Origin of the sequence: Kitasatospora sp. NPDC085464 (genome assembly GCF_044541955.1) — a bacterium.
Lineage (GTDB): Bacteria > Actinomycetota > Actinomycetes > Streptomycetales > Streptomycetaceae > Kitasatospora.
In genome coordinates this window covers 198,740-214,262 of the sequence record NZ_JBITTM010000003.1, presented here as the reverse complement: position 1 = coordinate 214,262, position 15,523 = coordinate 198,740, and the positions used below count along the sequence as shown (strand labels likewise).

General features: G+C 74.5%; 16 protein-coding genes and 1 pseudogene. 9 read left to right on the top strand and 8 right to left on the bottom strand.

All coding sequences use genetic code 11. From position 1 onward, the window contains the following. The first annotated feature begins 1 nt into the window (after position 1). A complete protein-coding gene (locus ACIGG8_RS04185) occupies positions 2 to 697 on the top strand; it encodes a TetR/AcrR family transcriptional regulator (protein WP_396545617.1) in 696 nt (231 codons plus the stop codon). Between the two features lie 161 nt (positions 698 to 858). Here ACIGG8_RS04185 and ACIGG8_RS04180 read toward each other — a convergent pair whose 3' ends face one another. Both ACIGG8_RS04180 and ACIGG8_RS04175 read right to left on the bottom strand, forming a co-directional pair. Then, complete coding sequence (locus ACIGG8_RS04180) at positions 859 to 1,065, bottom strand: hypothetical protein (RefSeq protein ID WP_396545615.1); 207 nt, start codon at positions 1,063 to 1,065, stop codon at positions 859 to 861. A gap of 269 nt (positions 1,066 to 1,334) precedes the next feature. Next, entirely contained in the window at positions 1,335 to 2,813 is a 1,479-nt protein-coding gene (locus ACIGG8_RS04175; protein WP_396545762.1) for an alpha/beta hydrolase family protein, read from the bottom strand. A gap of 344 nt (positions 2,814 to 3,157) precedes the next feature. Here ACIGG8_RS04175 and ACIGG8_RS04170 point away from each other — a divergent pair, with 344 nt between their 5' ends. From ACIGG8_RS04170 to ACIGG8_RS04155, 4 genes are all read left to right on the top strand, one after another. Next, the gene (locus ACIGG8_RS04170) at positions 3,158 to 4,540 is read left to right on the top strand and encodes a sensor histidine kinase (protein ID WP_396545613.1); all 1,383 of its coding nucleotides are present in this window, start codon (positions 3,158 to 3,160) and stop codon (positions 4,538 to 4,540) included. Then, a complete protein-coding gene (locus ACIGG8_RS04165; protein ID WP_396545611.1) occupies positions 4,537 to 5,199 on the top strand; it encodes a response regulator in 663 nt (220 codons plus the stop codon). Before ACIGG8_RS04170 ends, ACIGG8_RS04165 begins: the two co-directional genes overlap by 4 nt. Positions 5,200 to 5,459: 260 nt before the next feature. Beyond that, the gene (locus ACIGG8_RS04160) at positions 5,460 to 5,597 is read left to right on the top strand and encodes a hypothetical protein (RefSeq protein ID WP_396545609.1); all 138 of its coding nucleotides are present in this window, start codon (positions 5,460 to 5,462) and stop codon (positions 5,595 to 5,597) included. 232 nt (positions 5,598 to 5,829) lie between these two features. Continuing rightward, positions 5,830 to 6,102, top strand: coding sequence for a hypothetical protein (locus tag ACIGG8_RS04155; protein WP_396545607.1), 273 nt, complete (start codon positions 5,830 to 5,832; stop codon positions 6,100 to 6,102). 87 nt (positions 6,103 to 6,189) lie between these two features. Here the strand turns inward: ACIGG8_RS04155 and ACIGG8_RS04150 are convergent, their stop codons facing one another. Next, on the bottom strand, positions 6,190 to 6,645 hold the full coding sequence (locus ACIGG8_RS04150; protein ID WP_396545605.1) for an SRPBCC family protein: 456 nt from the start codon (positions 6,643 to 6,645) through the stop codon (positions 6,190 to 6,192). A gap of 224 nt (positions 6,646 to 6,869) precedes the next feature. Here ACIGG8_RS04150 and ACIGG8_RS04145 point away from each other — a divergent pair, with 224 nt between their 5' ends. Next, positions 6,870 to 7,397, top strand: coding sequence for a hypothetical protein (locus ACIGG8_RS04145; protein ID WP_396545603.1), 528 nt, complete (start codon positions 6,870 to 6,872; stop codon positions 7,395 to 7,397). A gap of 109 nt (positions 7,398 to 7,506) precedes the next feature. Here ACIGG8_RS04145 and ACIGG8_RS04140 read toward each other — a convergent pair whose 3' ends face one another. The 4 genes from ACIGG8_RS04140 to ACIGG8_RS04125 form a co-directional block, all read right to left on the bottom strand. Continuing rightward, positions 7,507 to 8,133 (bottom strand): hypothetical protein, encoded by a 627-nt coding sequence (locus ACIGG8_RS04140; protein ID WP_396545601.1) that lies wholly within the window; start codon positions 8,131 to 8,133, stop codon positions 7,507 to 7,509. Positions 8,134 to 8,274: 141 nt separating this feature from the next. Further along, positions 8,275 to 9,789, bottom strand: a complete 1,515-nt coding sequence (locus ACIGG8_RS04135; protein WP_396545760.1) for an MFS transporter — start codon at positions 9,787 to 9,789, stop codon at positions 8,275 to 8,277. A gap of 265 nt (positions 9,790 to 10,054) precedes the next feature. After that, positions 10,055 to 10,822, bottom strand: a complete 768-nt coding sequence (locus tag ACIGG8_RS04130) for a class I SAM-dependent methyltransferase (protein WP_396545599.1) — start codon at positions 10,820 to 10,822, stop codon at positions 10,055 to 10,057. Between the two features lie 45 nt (positions 10,823 to 10,867). After that, a complete protein-coding gene (locus ACIGG8_RS04125; protein WP_396545597.1) occupies positions 10,868 to 11,512 on the bottom strand; it encodes a hypothetical protein in 645 nt (214 codons plus the stop codon). Positions 11,513 to 11,689: 177 nt separating this feature from the next. Here ACIGG8_RS04125 and ACIGG8_RS04120 point away from each other — a divergent pair. The 3 genes and pseudogenes from ACIGG8_RS04120 to ACIGG8_RS04110 all read left to right on the top strand — a co-directional run bounded on the left by ACIGG8_RS04120 (position 11,690) and on the right by ACIGG8_RS04110 (position 14,955). Continuing rightward, positions 11,690 to 12,605 (top strand): annotated as a pseudogene (locus tag ACIGG8_RS04120) (phosphotransferase family protein). Positions 12,606 to 12,784: 179 nt separating this feature from the next. Next, a complete protein-coding gene (locus ACIGG8_RS04115) occupies positions 12,785 to 14,035 on the top strand; it encodes a S1 RNA-binding domain-containing protein (protein ID WP_396545595.1) in 1,251 nt (416 codons plus the stop codon). 257 nt (positions 14,036 to 14,292) lie between these two features. Further along, complete coding sequence (locus tag ACIGG8_RS04110) at positions 14,293 to 14,955, top strand: HAD family acid phosphatase (protein ID WP_396545593.1); 663 nt, start codon at positions 14,293 to 14,295, stop codon at positions 14,953 to 14,955. Positions 14,956 to 15,066: 111 nt separating this feature from the next. Here ACIGG8_RS04110 and ACIGG8_RS04105 read toward each other — a convergent pair whose 3' ends face one another. Beyond that, positions 15,067 to 15,435, bottom strand: coding sequence for a hypothetical protein (locus ACIGG8_RS04105; protein WP_396545591.1), 369 nt, complete (start codon positions 15,433 to 15,435; stop codon positions 15,067 to 15,069). Between the last annotated feature and the right edge of the window lie 88 nt (positions 15,436 to 15,523).

Sequence of the window (15,523 nt, the reverse complement as noted above, 5' to 3'; positions counted from 1 at the left end):
AGTGGGTCGACCGAGCAGGGCGCTGCTGACCGGCGAACGGATCGCACAGGCCGCGCTCCAGGTGGTGGACGAGGAGGGCCCCGACGGCCTGACCATGCGAGCGCTGGCCGAGCGGCTCGGAGTGAAGGCGGCCTCGCTCTACAACCACATCCAGAGCAAGGACGCCCTGGTCGACGCGGTCTCCGAACTGGTCAACGACGAGATCGACCACGCCCCGCTCGCCGACCCCGACTGGCGGGCCGGCCTCGCGGCGTACGCGCGCGGCTACCGCGCGGTCTTCCTGCGCCACCCCAACACCATCGCCCTGCTGGCCCGCCGCCGCGTCGAGGCCGACCGCGCGCTGCGCGGCTACGACACCCTGCTGGCCACGCTCGGCCGGGCCGGCCTCGACCCGGCCGACGCGGCGGAGACCGCAGCCGCACTCGACTACCTGGTGCTGGGCTCCGCGCTGGAGACCTTCACCGCCGGCTTCACCCGGACACCGGACGCCTACCGGCCGGACTACCCCGCCCTCGCGGACTCCCTGGAAGCCTCCCGCGCCCGCGACGGCGCGTCGGAGCTGGACGACCGGGGCTTCGACCTCGGACTCCGCCTCCTGCTCGACGGCGTCGCCCACCGCGGACGCACCGCACCCGTCGGCACCCCACCCGCCGGAGCCGCACCTGCCGCCCGCATCCCGGACCCGACAGGCCGGTAGCGCCGGGACCGCTGGCGGGCGGCGGTGGGCGACCACGATCCGTCAAGACGCTTTCCGCCGCCGGGCCCGCCGATCCCAGTCGTCGCGCCGGGCGGTCAGTTCGCTCGGCATCTGTTCCGAGCTCGTCCGGTCTGAGCAGCTCGGGCTGCCATGTGCCCCGGTCACATCTTGTGCACCTCGACCGAGAAGCCGCGGGCGAGAACACCGTTGAGGTGTTCCGCATGGGCGCCGAGCCACTGCTCGGTGGGGACGCCGGGGGCGCTGACCCCAAGGAGTACGTAGTCGTCGGAGTCGGCGGTGCTCTGGCCGCAGAGGCAGCACAAGAGGCGCTCGAACATGGTGTCTGCGGGGCTCGCGACGTCGGGCATGAGCGGCAGGGTAGCGAACCTGGGCCGTTCGGTCCGGGGGAATACCTGGGTGTGACGAATGCCGACTTCGTGCTCGCCGGGCGGCCACGGAACGCCCACCTGCTCGCCAAGCGAGCCGGAGTTGGTGCCAACGAGCCCGCAAGGTCGAGCCGGTGACAACAGCCGCCGCCGTGACCGGGACAAGACGGCACGGCCTGCCGGGCGTGCGGGGCGGTCCCGTGTCGTCGGTGGACGACGACACGGGACCGCCTGGCTGCCGGCGGATGCTGTCAGGGGTGGTGGACGGTGAGGTCGCCGTAGGTCCGCAGGGTGCCGGGCAGGTCCCCGGGTGCGGCCCGCAGCGTGGCGTCCAGGAAGGCCAGGGTGGCTCCGGCGACGACGCGCGGGCTCTCGGTGCGGCCCAGGGAGCCGACGATCGAGGGCACGGGCGGCAGGTACAGCGGGCCGTCCATGAAGGTGAGGTGGGCGGCGCCGGGGACGGTGAGCCGGTAGCTCGTCGCGGTGTCGGCGTCCAGGGCCGCGGTGAGCCGGGGCAGGTAGCGCGGGTCGGTCCCGGGGGTGACGGCCTGGGTGAGCGCGAGCGTCGGCTGGACGAGGGCGGGCGAGGCGGGGCCGTGGGGGAAGCCGTCCAGGTCGACGACGGCGTCGAACCGGTGGTCCTGCCGGGCCGCCTGCAGGGCGGCGGCGCCGCCCATGGAGTGGCCGGCCACCGCGACCCGGCCGGTGTCCAGGCGGCCGGTCAGCGGGTCGGCGCCCTCGCCCCGGTCGACGGCGTCCAGCCGGCCGAGGACGAAGCCGAGGTCGGCGGCCCGGACCGCCGTCCAGCCGGCCGCCAGTTCCTCGTCCTTCTCCGCGTCACCGCTGGAGGCGGTCTCGCCGGTGATCGTCCGGCCGTCGGCGAGGACGACCGCGGCGGAGTCGTACGGGTGGTCGAGCGCGGCGACCACGTAGCCGTGGCTGGCCAGTTCCTCCGCCCAGGCGGTGTTCTGGGTGCGCACTCCGCCCGACCCGGGAGAGAACAGGACGACCGGGAACCGGCCCCCGTTGCCGTCCACCGGGGCGTCGAAGGCCGAGTGGCTGCGGGCACGGGGGACACCGTCGACCAGGAAGCCCGGCAGACCGACGCCGCGGGCCAGCGCCTCGGAGACGGTGCGCGCCTCCTGCTCCGTGCGCCCGAGGTACTGGGCCTGCCGCGCGCCCGCCGGGCTCTTCTGCGCGGGGTACCAGAGCTGGACCACGACCGTGCGCAGGTCGGACGGATCGGCGGTGAAGGTCTCGGGGCGGCCGGGGTCGGTCCACTGCAGCACGCGGGTGCCGACCGCGAAGCCGCCCGTCGGCTCGGGGAACACGGGTACGGGGAAGGCCCAGGCGGCCACCGGGCCCGTGGCGATCAGGCCGGCGCAGGCCACCGATCCCGGCAGCGCCAGCCACCAGCGGGCCCGCCACGCCGGCCGGCCGGTACGGCGGCGCAGCAGCGGAGCGAGGGCGAACGGCAGCGCGAGGGCGGCGCCCGCGAGGACGGGCAGCAGCTGCCAGCGGATCCCCGTCACGCCGAGCACGATCGCGGACGGCACGAGAACCGCTCCCGCCGCGATCGTGACGCGCGGTCGGGCGGCGGGGGGAAGCCAGCGCGCCACCACCAGCGCGACGGCACCCAGCAGGGCGAGGATTTCCAGGGGGGACATCTGCGGTCCCTCGATGATCTCGGTCACCCGGCCATGCTCGGCGCCGGGCGTGCGCCGCCGCATCGGCCCCGGGTCGTCGCCGTGTGCGACCGCGGTCGCCATGCGTGGCGGCTCCGGTGCGACCGGAGGAGGGTTCGGGAGCTCCGGACCGGCGGCCGCGTTGCGACCACGGGAGGTAGCGGGGCTCCTCCTGGGGTCGTATCCGGGCGCGGGGCGATCAGTCGGCGGGATCATGCGCTCCGCGGGGCGCGCGGCCTACCGTGACCAGGCCGCGACGTGCCGCGGAGCGGGTACCTGCCGGGCAGTGCGAGCGAGGGCGTACGGTCCCGGACTCGACTCGGATCCGGCGGTACGCGGTGTCGGCCCCGTCCGGGGCAGGCCTGACGCCGGATCGACAAGGACGTGTGATGACCGAGGCGGCCGCGGAACCCGGCCAGGCCCGCCGGGTGCGGGTGCGGGAGTTGGTACGGGTGAGCGAGTGGGGGCGGCGCCGGCACCAGGGCGGGCGCCGGGGGCGGTGGGCGGGGTCGGCCCCGCCGCCGGCGGTGTACGCCGGCCCGGCCTCCGCGCGAGCGGCCCGGCTGGTCACGGCCGCCGGGCGCCGGAGCACCCGACTGCCGCCCGGGGTGTGGGACTCGCTGCTGCCGGCGCTCCTCCTCCTCAACGTCCTGACCACCCGCACACCGCGGGAGCTGCCGGTGGCCGCGGCCCTCACCGCCGCCCTCGCGCTGCCCCTGCTGTGGCGGCGCCGGGCCCCGCTGACGGTGTTCGCCGCCGTGGCCGCTGCGGCCTTCGTCCAGTGGCTGATGGACGTCCAACTGCCCGCGGACGTCGCCTTGTTGGTGGCCCTCTACACGGCGGCCGCGCACGTCGGCCGGCGTGGCGTGCTCGTCGCCGGTGCCGTCGTGGAGGCAGGCGTCCTGCTCGCCTGCCTGCGCTGGGCGGCGGACGGCGCGTTCCTGACCCCCTTCGTCGCGGTCACCGCAATGACCGTGGCCGCCGCCGTCCTCGGGGTGAACGCGCGGACCACCCGGGCCTACCTCGCGGCCCTGGTGGAACGGGCCGCACGCCTGGAGCGCGAGCAGGAACAGCAGGCGCGGCTGGCCGTCGCCGAGGAGAGGACGCGCATCGCCCGGGAGATGCACGACATCGTCACCCACAACCTGTCCGTCATGGTCGCGCTCACCGACGCCGCCGTCTACGCCCAGCACCGGTCGCCCGACCGGGCCACCGCCGCGATGCTCCAGATCTCCGAGACGGGCCGCCAGGCCCTGACCGACATGCGGCGCTCGTTGGGCATCCTGCGCACCGACGAACCGGACGCGGAGCGCCACCCGTTGCCCGGCCTCGCCCAACTGGACGCCCTCGCCGAGCAGATGTGCGCCACCGGGCTGCCGACCCGCCTCGACCTCCACGGCGGCCACGGCCACGTACCCGCCACCGCCCAACTCACCGTCTACCGCCTGGTGCAGGAAGCCTTGACCAACACCCTCAAGCACGCCCCCGCCGGCACGCGCGCGAACGTCCGGATCCGCTGCGCGGCCGAGACCGTCACCGTGGACGTCACCGACAACGGCCCCTGCCCGCCGCCTCTCTACCCGCCGCACCCCGGCGCCGCACCGTCCGGCGTCGCATCGTCCGGCGCCGGACCGCCCGGCCACGGCATCCCCGGCATGCGCGAGCGCGCGGCCGCCTACGGGGGGACGCTGCGGGCCGGACCGCTCCCGGGCGGCGGCTGGGGCGTGCACACCCGCCTCCTCCTCGGCAGCAGCGGAGCGGTGTCCGCATGACGATCCGCATCCTGATCGCCGACGACGAGGCGCTGCTCCGCATGGCCTTCGGCACGGTCCTGGACGCCCAGCCCGACATGACGCCGGTCGGCGAAGCGGCGGACGGCAGCCAGGCCGTACGCCTCGTCCGGGAGCTGCGCCCCGACGTCGTCCTCATGGACGTCCGGATGCCCGGGACCGACGGGATCGAGGCGACCCGACAGATCGTCAGGATCGCCCCGCAGAGCAAGGTGCTGATCCTCACCACCTTCGACCTGGACGAGTACGCCTTCGCCGGGCTCAACGCCGGCGCCTCGGGCTTCCTGCTGAAGAACACCAGGCCCGAGGAACTGCTCACCGCGATCCGCAACGTCGCCGCGGGCGACGCGGTGCTCTCCCCACGGATCACCCGCCGCCTGCTGGAGGACCTCCGCCCGCACATCCCCGACGGCGGCGGCACCCACCACGACGGGCGGCTGGAGCGGCTCAGCGGCCGCGAACGCGAGGTGCTCGTCCAGGTGGCCTGCGGCCTGTCCAACACCGAGATCGCGGCCACCCTGCACCTCGCCGAGGCGACCGTGAAGTCCCATCTGGGGCGGATCCTGCACAAGCTCGAACTCCGCGACCGGATCCAGGCCGTGATCTTCGCCTACGAGCACCGCCTCGTCCATCCGGCATGACCCTGTCGCCCGGGAGAGTGCCGGTCAACCGCGCCTCCCGGCAACGGCGTTGTCGGGGGTCCACCCCGGGGCCCACTTCGGGAGCCGTGACGGAAAGCCGCGAAGGGAAGCCTTGATGCGAGGCGCACCGCGTGGCGGTCCGCCGTCCTTTCCAGTGACATATCCGCCCGGATCCCCCGTTTCCGTTTGGCGTGTCCACGCTGCCGGAATCCCTGTGCCTCAAGAGGGCCGCGAGGCCCCGTGTCGAAGGGACCGCCAGCGTGCACCATGTCATCCGGACACTCGCCCTGCTCGCCGCCGCCACCGCGACGACGGCCGCCGCGCCCGTCCTGCCCGCCCCGCCCTCGCAGGCCGCGCCCCGGCTGCTCGGCCCGGCGGAGATCGGCATCCGCTTCTAGCCGGACGGCGACCCCGGCCAGTGCGGCGGACGTCAGGGCGAGCAGTGGCACCTCAACGGCGACTGGTCCGACGAGATCCGGCTCGACACCGACGACCGCCCGGGCGGCTGCCGGCTCGCCTTCGGCATCTTCGACCCGCAGAACCAGCTGCGCGACGCCTCCGTCCGGTACGCGTTCACGTCCAGCCCCGGTACCGCCCCCGGGCAGTGCCAGAACCCAGGGCGACTACCGGATGCCGACCTCGTCGACGGCCCGCACCTTCGGCCCCGCGATCCGCATCGACACGGACAGCCGACCGGGCGGGTGCACGCTCACCTTCCTCGTCTCGGACACCCCGTCCGCCACCCTCGACATCCGGTACGCCGGGGACGGCGACGTCGGCCAGTGCGGGGGCGCGCTCCCGAACGACCTCCAGACCGCCTCCCCGGGCCACCCGGTGGCGCTCGCCGTCGACACCGACAACCGCCCCGGCGGCTGCCGCCTGCAGCTCCGGCTGAACGTCTAGCCGCCGGCGGTCCGGTCGGTCCGCAGAGCTCGCCGCGCCCGGACCGGCCGACGCGGCGGCCCCGGCCCCGGGCCGACTCCGCCGCCGTCAGGTGTCCTTCGACGACGGCCCGGGTCCGGCCCCGGCGGCGAGGTCCTCGATGAAGCGCTTGAAGCGGCGCAGGTCGCCGCGGACCTGGACGCCGAGCACGCCGAGCTTGTCGGCGGCCTTCTCGGCGAAGCCGGTGGGCCGGAAGTCCATGGTCATCGTGACCCGGGTCCGGGCCGCGCCGAGCGCCTCGAAGTCGACCGTGCCGGTGTGCTTCACGCTCTCCCCGGTGGTCCGCCAGGCGACCCGCCCGTCGGGCACCCGCTCGATCACCTCGGTCTCGAACTCCCGGGACAGCCCGGCGATCCTGGTACGCCAGTGCGCGTGGCGGTCGTCCAGCTGCCGGACCTCCTCCACGCCCTCCATGAACTTCGGGAAGTCCTCGAAGGTCGCCCACTGGTCGTAGACGACGCGGACGGGCACCTCCACGTCGATCGATTCCACCACCGTGCTCATCGGGCCTCGCCTCTCCACGCCGTCCTGTCGGCCGACCCGCCGAGCGGCTGCCGAACGGCGGCGAACGCGCAGGCGGTGTCCCTGCCAATCTGGGCCGTGAGCCCGGTGGCGGCAACCGGCGCGCCGCCGGTCGCCCGGGCCTGGGCGCCGGGGCCGGGGCCGGGGCCGCGCGAGGGCGCCGGGACGCGCGGAAATCCGGTTGACCCTGGGGGAAGGATGGGACCGTGATCTCCGAGGAACGAGCGGTCGAGCTGGTCGAGTCCTACCTGGCGCGGGAGCTGCCGAACTGGTCGTGGGCAAGGCTGATCCCGGAGCTGGCCGTCTACGCCGTCGAGGAGCGGGCGGTCGGGTGGCTCGTCCACTGGACGTCGGCCGAGGGCGCCCGCGACCCCGCCAAGCGGGGGTTCCTCCACGGCGGCCCCTACCTGGTCGACCGGGAGGACGGGAGCATCCACTTCGTCCCCGGCTGCCGCTGGACCGACGACTGGGAAGAGGACTACCTCTGGGAGGTCAAGGGCTTCAGGGCGCCCGATCCGCTCGCCGCGGACGTCCGCCGGCTCGCGAACACCGTCGGGGCCGCCGCCATGCAGCACCTGCGCAGGAAGGCCCCGCGGGTGAGCCTGCAGGAGGCCAGGACCTATGTGACGGCCGTCAGGGACGGCAGCGAACCGTCCGAGGAGCTGGCGAGCCTCACCCGCCCGCCCAAGCAGGACGTGGGCCCGATCGAGACGCTGGCCGGCCCGGTCCGGTAGCAGCCCGGCCCGGCCCGGCTGTCGCGCTCGCCGCGACGTCGCCCCCGCCCCGCCGCCCCACCGCCGCCCCACCGCCGCCCCACCGCCGCCCCGCCGCCGCCCCGCCGCGTCAGACGTCGGCGGTGCGGCCGGCGCTCACGGCCAGGTCGAGGTGGCGGGCGAGTTCGGGCAACTGCCGGACGGGGTCGCCGGCCGTGATGGTGCGGGGCATCGCGAGGGCGATGGCGCCCACCGCCGCCAGGGCGAGACCCTCGCCGGCGGTCAGCCCGGGATCGTCGAGCAGCACCGCCCCGCTGAGCACCCGGGTGACCTCCTCGGGCACACCGCCGTCGAAGCCGTCCTCGTCGTCCAGGTCCCGGCCGCACGCGAGGACGGCGGCCGCGTACTCGGCCACCTGCCGTCGGCCGGTGCGGGCGGCCAGCTCCGCCACCCACACCGCCGCGCGGCCGGCGGCCGCCGCCGCGATCACCGTCGCGGCCGCCACCTGTGCGCGCTGCCGCACCGCCGTGCGATCCGCGCCGGCACACTCCGCCGGGTCCTGCTGCGCACGGGCGACGCGGGCTGCCGCGTAGTCGGCCCGGTCGGCGGCGAACAGCACCAGCCCCGCGTCACCGCCGTCGCCGGGGCGCCTGCCGTCGTCGTGCGTGTCGTCATATTGCGTGTCGTCGTGCTGTCTGTCGTCGTGGTGCTCGTGGTCGTCGTGCCGACCGCCGGGCAGGGGAGTCACATGCGTCATGCCAGGGTGAACTCACCAGCACCGTCGAGGTCACGCTCCGGCCGTTCGGACCAGTGACGAACTGTCGTACGGCAGCGAGCCGCAGGCTCGGGTGCCGTACGCACCAGGGTGCGCGAGGCCCCCGCGTCGCCGAACCGCGTCCTACGCCGGGCCCGGCCCGCTGCCGGTCGGCTGGGCGGCCGGTTCCTCGGCGGTGGTCTCGGTCTGCACGCCCGGACGCAGGCCCACCACTGCCACCACGGCGGCGACCGCCATGATGACCGCCATCCAGTAGAGGACCGTCTGGGTGGCGTGGGCGAAGTCGACCCGGAAGAACTGGGGGATGTTCGCGGTGCTCCCGCCGCTCTGCGCCTGGACCTGGGAGAGGTGGGCGGCGGTGGAGACCGCCTGGTCGTGCGGCAGGCCCTGGGCGACCAGGGAGTCGGTCAGCTGGGACCGCAGATCGGTGACCAGGACGGTGCCCAGGACGGCCAGCCCCAGGCTCGCCGCGTAGTTGCGGACCGTCTGGGTGATGCCGGTCGCCTCGCCGTAGGAGAGCCGCGAGGCGCGGTTGACGGCGTCCGTGCTGGAGGGGCTGAGCATGAAGCCCATGCCCGCGCCGGCCAGCACGACGTCCCACTGCTGCTCGCTGAAGCTCAGCGTCGTCGCGTCGCCCGCCCACAGGTAGAACCCGACCGCGGCCAGGACGCACCCGGTCACCACCGGCCGCTTCGCGCCACCCCGGTCGAGCATCCGGCCGCCGATCTGCGAGGCGATCACGAACCCGATGAAGAAGTAGAGCAGGAAGACGCCGGCTTCCGAGGAGGAGTCGCCCAGCGCGATCTGCGCGTACTCGCTGGAGAAGAAGAACACCGGGACGAAGACCAGCATCGAGATGCCGAGGACGAGGTTCTGCACGGAGAACGCGCGGATGCGGAAGATGTCCACCTGAATCAGCGGCGAGGCGGTGCGCTTCTCGACGAGCACGAAGACGACCAGTAGCAGGACACCGGCCGCGATGCACAGGCCGATCGCCGGGTTCGACCAGCCCCAGACCTGCGACTGCTGGAACCCGAAGACGCTCAGCCCGACACCGCCGGCGATCAGGGCCAGGCCCCGGTAGTCCATGGGGGCCGGCCGGATGTCCGTCACCGGCTTGGAGATCGCGATCAGCACCAGCGCGATCGCCGCCACCGGCAGGTTCACCCAGAAGATGGCCCGCCAGGTCCATTCGGTCAGGTAACCGCCGAGGACCGGGCCGATCGCGGTCAGACCGCCCGCGATGCCGAAGAACAGGGCCAGCGCCCGCCCCCGCTCGCGCAGCGCGAAGCTCTGCACCACGATGGCCAGCGCCGCCGGGAACATGATCGCGCCGCCGAGGCCCTGGACGGCGCGGAAGGTGACCAGCCACGCCTCGGCCGCGCTCCCGGTGGGGGTGAGGCCGCAGCAGGCCGAGGCGCCCGCGAAGACCAGCACCCCGAGGACCACCATCCTGCGGTGGCCGGCGGTGTCGGCGAGCCGGCCGCCGAAGGCGAAGAACGCGGCCAGGGTGAGCAGGTAGGCGTTGACCGCCCACTGCACCCCGGTACTGGTCAGTCCCAGCTCGTGCTGGATGTTCGGCACGGCGATCGACACGATGGTCTGGTCGATGAAGGTCATCGCGACGGCGAAGATCATCGCCGCCAGCACCAGGTAGCGGGAGGATCCGCCGGCGGGAGCAGTCTTCACGGTTCGCTCTCCCTCCGGGGTGCGTCCGCGGCGGCTGCCGGCGGACCACCTGTGGGGCGGGCCCGCTCCCTGGGGGAGCAGGCCCGATTCCTGCCGTTCGTTCGGCGGCCCCATGCTAGCGACCGGCCCGGGAGCACGCCTGACGGCGCGCAGCGTGGCGGCCTCCGCGATCGAATCGCCCTGCACGCCCCGGGACCGCCGGGGGGCCGCCTCGCTACGCGGATCCCCGGCGTGCGAGGTGGACGACGATGTCGGCGGCGATCTCGACCGTCTCCGGCAGGGCCCGCGTGATCGCGTCGTAGGCCTGCTGTCGGGTCGACCGCGGCAGTTGGAGGTAGGCCGAGACGGTCGACAGGTAGCCGACGTACTCGGGGGCGCGCATCGTCAGGCGCCGTGGGACGACGGTCTGCCGGACGTCGACGAACAACGGGGAGCGCTGCAGCTCCGTGCCCGGCCACTGCAGCTCCGCATCCGGCGCCGTCCCGTCGGGAGACGGTATGTCGTCGCTCTCCAGGAACGGCGCCCGGGCCGCACGCACGGACTCCTCGACGGCCGGGTCGGCGAGCTGGACCGGCCCGCCGAACGAGGCGAACACGCCCTCCGGTTCCAGCAGCGCGGCCACCCTGGACCACCGGCGCTCCGGGCGCGTCCAGTGCAGGGCCGCCGCCGCGTAGACCAGCCCGTACGCCTGACCCGGCTCCACGTCCTCGAACGCGGCCCGTACGGTCGTCACGTTCCCGGGCAGGTGCTTCCCCAGCTCGGCGAGCATGGCGGCGTCCGGCTCCGTCGCCGTGACCGCGACGCCGTGCCGGGCGAACAGCCGGGTCGCCTTGCCCGTCCCCGCACCGATCTCCAGCGCCGTCCGGACCGGGCCGCCCGCGTACGCCGTCACCACGGCGGCGAGCTCGTCGGGATACCCCGGCCGGTACCTCTCGTAGGCCTCCGCGATCGCGCCGAAGCTCAGTGCACGGGCAGCAGACATGCCGAGCATCCTGGCACGGCCGGGGCGGACGGCGCTCGGCAATACCTACGCAGGCTCCAGCAGGACGGCCGGCAGGGTGCCGTTCACGACCGTCTCCCGCGGCAGCGAGAGCCCGAAGAACGCGTCGACGACGCCCAGCGCGGTGCGGTGGACCTCCCGGCGGTTCCGCTCCGGGTCCGGCAGGCCGGCTGCGGTGAGCCGTTCCTGCAGCGAAGCGGTCGTTGCGGGGTCGCCGTCCACTCCTTCGTAGCCCCAGGAGCTGTCCAGGTGGAGGTTGAAGGCGCTCAGCAGCCGGCCGTCGTGGAAGGCCGCGAACTGCGGCGGGACCGGCTTGCCGTTCTCCTCCTCGTACTCCAGCACGAAGACGTGCGCGCCGCCGTGCGACACCGGGGCCGCCGAGTCGAACTCGCCCGGCCAGCCGCCGTACGCGACCGCGTACGTCCAGTCCTCGAACCGGCCGAGGCGCAGGCCTATGCCGTCGAAGGTGCCGCCGTAGGTGTCCTCGATGAGGTCCAGCAGGGAGTCCCCCGTGTGCTCGCCGACTGCCACGGCGACGTGCTTCACGCCGTGCACGACCTCTGCGAGGCGGTCGGCGAGTTCTTCCCCGGGGAGCCCGCGGGCGAGCACCACGTGGTGGCCCCCGAAGGCGATGGCCTGCGGGGCGGCGAGCCAGGTCGTTCCATCCGTCATGGTGCCCATCCTGCCCGGGCCCACTGACAATCCGGGCTCCGGTCCGCCGAAGCGGGCGTCCCCGTGCTCCCGGTACCCCGGCGGCCGGGCGTTGCGCGCACCGTCACGCGGTGGTGAGGTGGCGGGGTGACCGACCGCCACGAGGACTCTGCCGTACGGCCGTTGACGCTGGCGTGGGTGCGCCGGCACCTGGATCCCGGCGAGCGGATCGTCAGGACCGCGGCGCTGCACGGCGGGATCACCGCCGAGGTGCGCAGGCTCACCATCGGCACGCGGGACGGCGGCACCCGTCACCTGGTGCTGCGGAGCTTCGTCGGCCCGTCGTCCGCCGCGGGCGCCGAGGACCGACCGGCTGAACCGGGAGGCCGGCGCCCTGGCCCTGCTGGCGGGGACCGACGTGCCGGCCCCCGCGCTGGTCGCGGTCGATCCCACCGCCGAGCACTGCGAGCATCCGTCGCTCCTCATGACACAGCTGCCCGGCCGGACGGTCCTCGACGACGTCGGGGTGCGGACGCGCGTGGCGCTGCTGGCCCGCCAGTTGGTGGCGATCCACGCGGTGCGGCCCGCCGAGCGGCCCCGGGCGTACGTGGCGTCGACGACCGCCGAGACCGTCGTCGTCCCGACGGGCGCCGACGCGGCGGCGTGGGCCGCGGCGATCGACGTGATCCGCGGACCGGCGCCGTCGTACGAAGGGCGGTTCCTGCACCGGGACTTCCAGCCCGGCAACGTGCTGTTCGACGTGCCGCCCGGACGGCCGGAGGGTGCTCGGATCACCGGCGTCGTCGACTGGGCGACCGCCTCCTGGGGCCCGGCGGACCTCGATGTGTCGCACTGCTCCACCAACCTCGCGCTGCTGCACGGCCCGGCGTGGGGCCGGCGCTTCGCCGAGGCCTACCAGGAGGCCGGCGGCGTGTCGGCCGCGGCCGCGGGCGAGCGGCTGTACTGGCGGGTGCGGGACGCCCTGGCCTGCTCGGAGGAGGTGCGGGCGGTGGCCCGGCCGTGGCGGGAGGCGGGCAGGACGGAGCTGACGACGCGAGCCGTGGAGGCGCGGCTGGACGCGTACGTCACCGCGCTGATGGACGGGTCGGGCTGAGCGGGAGGCGGTCCGGGGACCGGGCACCGCGGAACGCGCCGGCGGCGGCCTTCCCCCGGTGCGTCGGAAACGGGGGAGCGCCGGACCGGGCGGTCCGGCAGGATGGCCCGATGAGTTCTCGCCGCCGGCACCGACACTCCCGCTCGCGCCGCGGCGCGGGCGCCGTGGGGGTGTGACGCGTGCTGCCGTACGTCTACCAGGTCACCAAGTACGATCCCGCGGACCGCGACCAGCGGGGTTCCTACACCGGCGCGGAGGAGGCCGTCAGCGACCACGGGCCGGTCGAGGCCGCGTACCTGGCGGCGGTCGCCGCCTTCGCCGAGGACACCGGGGTGCGGCAGCTGGCCGTCCGCGAGCCCCAGGTCGCGCCCGGCTTCGTGCACTTCGGCCTGGAGCCGGCGATCGAGGGCGGCGGCCTCGCGGGACTCTTCCCGCCCGACCTGACCGGCTACCACGACGGGGCGACCGTACCGCTGACGGTCGGCCTGGAACTGGTGCGGGCGATGCTCCGCGACAACGGCGCCTGGTGCCGCCTGGAGGTCGAGGACACCTTCGCGGTGCACGTCGGCTGGGACCAGTACGTGTACGTGGGCAGCGCCGTGCCCTGCGAGGCGGCCCTCGCGCGCACCCGCGAACTGGGGCTCTTCCCCGAGCCGCTGGAGGCCTCTCCGTACGACGTGGAGCTCGACGAGTCCGGTGCGCAGCGCCCGGCCGACGACGACTTCTGGGCACGGGTGCGGACGTGCGTGGCGACGGGCGAGGCGGCGCTCCTGGAGGAGATGCACCTCGGCAACGCCTCCCGCTGGCACCGGTTCGGCGAGGGCTCCCTGGCGGCGGTGCGGGCGCGGCTGACCCCCCGCGCCCGGCTGGCGGTCTGGCCGGACCTCTCCACCGACGTCGGCGCCGTCCTGGCCGCTCTCCCGGAGGACGGCCTGGTCGAGTTCGTCTGGGAGGAGCAGGACGGCCGGATCACCAGCGTGGTCGCCGACGAGGACGAGTTCCAGGCCGTGGCCGCCCGGGTCGCCGGTGCCCGGGCCGCCGCGCTCCTGGCGGTGTACGTGGACGAGCGCACCCCGCTGTTCACGGCCGTCCTGCCCGACGACGACGGCGTCGTCCGCGCCCGGTGGGGGACCGAACCGACCCCGAGCGACCGGGCCTGGGCCTTCCTGAGGACCCTGCGCCGCGGTCAGACCGTGACCGGCACCGTCACCGGGATCGCCGACTCCGGCGTCACGTCCGTCGACATCGCCGGCTTCACCGCGACGATCGACCTTCCCGAGCTGTCCCGGCGCCCGGTCGACCACCCCGGCGACGTCGTCGCGGTCGGCCGGCAGGTCACCGCGGTGGTCCTCGACGTCGACCTGGTGCGGGAACGGGTGCAGCTGTCGCTCAGGGCACTGCAGGAGGACCCGACGGGGCAGGACGCGTAGCAGGTGCGCCGTTCCGTCCCCGGCGCCCGTGGCGCAGTGGCCGACCGCGCGCGGTGCCGGTGAGCCCGGCCCGGGGGCGGGGCGGTACACGCTGCGGACGGCGCCGGCCAGGTGTCTGGCATGTTCTTGACGTTCTGTCGAGGTGACCCGCCCGGACCGGGGTCGGCTGGGCGAGAATCGCTCTCCTTGGCACCAAGGTGCCATGTCGAAAGACCACTTGACTGACTGTTCACCACTGTGAAAGGCGAGGTTCAGAGATGAGTCTCAAGGCCAAGCTCGTTGCTGCCGCGACCCTGACGGCCGCGGTCACCGCCGTTCTTGCCACCCCGGCCGTCGCGGCCCCGGCCGCTCCGGCCGCTCCGGCCGCTCCGGCCGCTCCGGTTGCTCCCGTTGCTCCCGTTGCTCCCGTCGCTGCGGAGGCGAGCAGCAGCTCGGTGACCGAGGAGCAGTGGCTGGCCGACGTCGCCGCCGCGATCGCGCCCGCCCGCGCCTACGTCGAGCAGCGCGTCTCCCAGCCCTCGGGCGGAAAGCCCGCGATCGTCCTCGACATCGACAACACCAGCCTGGCGACGCACTTCCACCCGCTCGCGATGCCGGGCATGGCGCCGGTGGTGGAGCTCGCGCAGTACGCCCACTCGCGCGGGGTCGCGATCATCTTCGTCACCGCGCGGGTCGACTTCATGGAGGCCATCACCCGGTCCAGCCTGCAGAGCGCGGGCTACACCGTGGACGAGCTGCACGGGCGCGGCATCGGCGACCTCTTCAAGTCGGTGCAGCAGTACAAGACGGATGAGCGGATCAAGGTCGAGAACGAGGGTTACACGATCATCGCCAGCATCGGCAACAACTGGACGGACCTGAACGGCGGCCACGCCGAGCGGACCTTCAAGCTGCCGGACTACGACGGCCTGCTCTCCTGACCCACCTCGCCGGGGCGCTGCCCGGCCGGGGAGTGGGAAGTCGGCCCGGCCGACTTCCCACTCCAGGGCGCACGACGGGACCGGGGCCCCGGGGCCCGTACCGGCTGAGCCCTACTCGTCGACGCGCCTGATCCGGCGTACGTTCTCCCGCCCGCAGGTAGCGCAGACGATCCACTCGCACAGCCAGCCGTCCCAGGCGAAGGCCTCGCTCGCCCGGTTGCAGTCCTCCCAGCCGCAGAAGACGCAGTCCGCCTCCTCGCCCTCCGGGTACCGGAACGGGTGGAGGATCGGGCGCCCCCCGAGGTCGGGACGCCCCAGGAACCCACAACCGGGGCACTTCCACCACTCGTTGGTGCCCCCGTACGCCCCGGCGCGGGTGGTCTCCCGCACCAGGTCCCGCGCGCACTGCGGGCAGGACCCGGGCAGGGCCCCGCCCGTCCGGTCCGTCCCGCCCGTTCCCTCCGGCTCCTCGACTCCCACGCCGCTCTCCCCACCCCGGGCCGACACGCCTGCGGCGCCAGCCTAGTCCGCGGGCGTCGCGGCGAGCCCGGTGCGGACGGGCTCATGT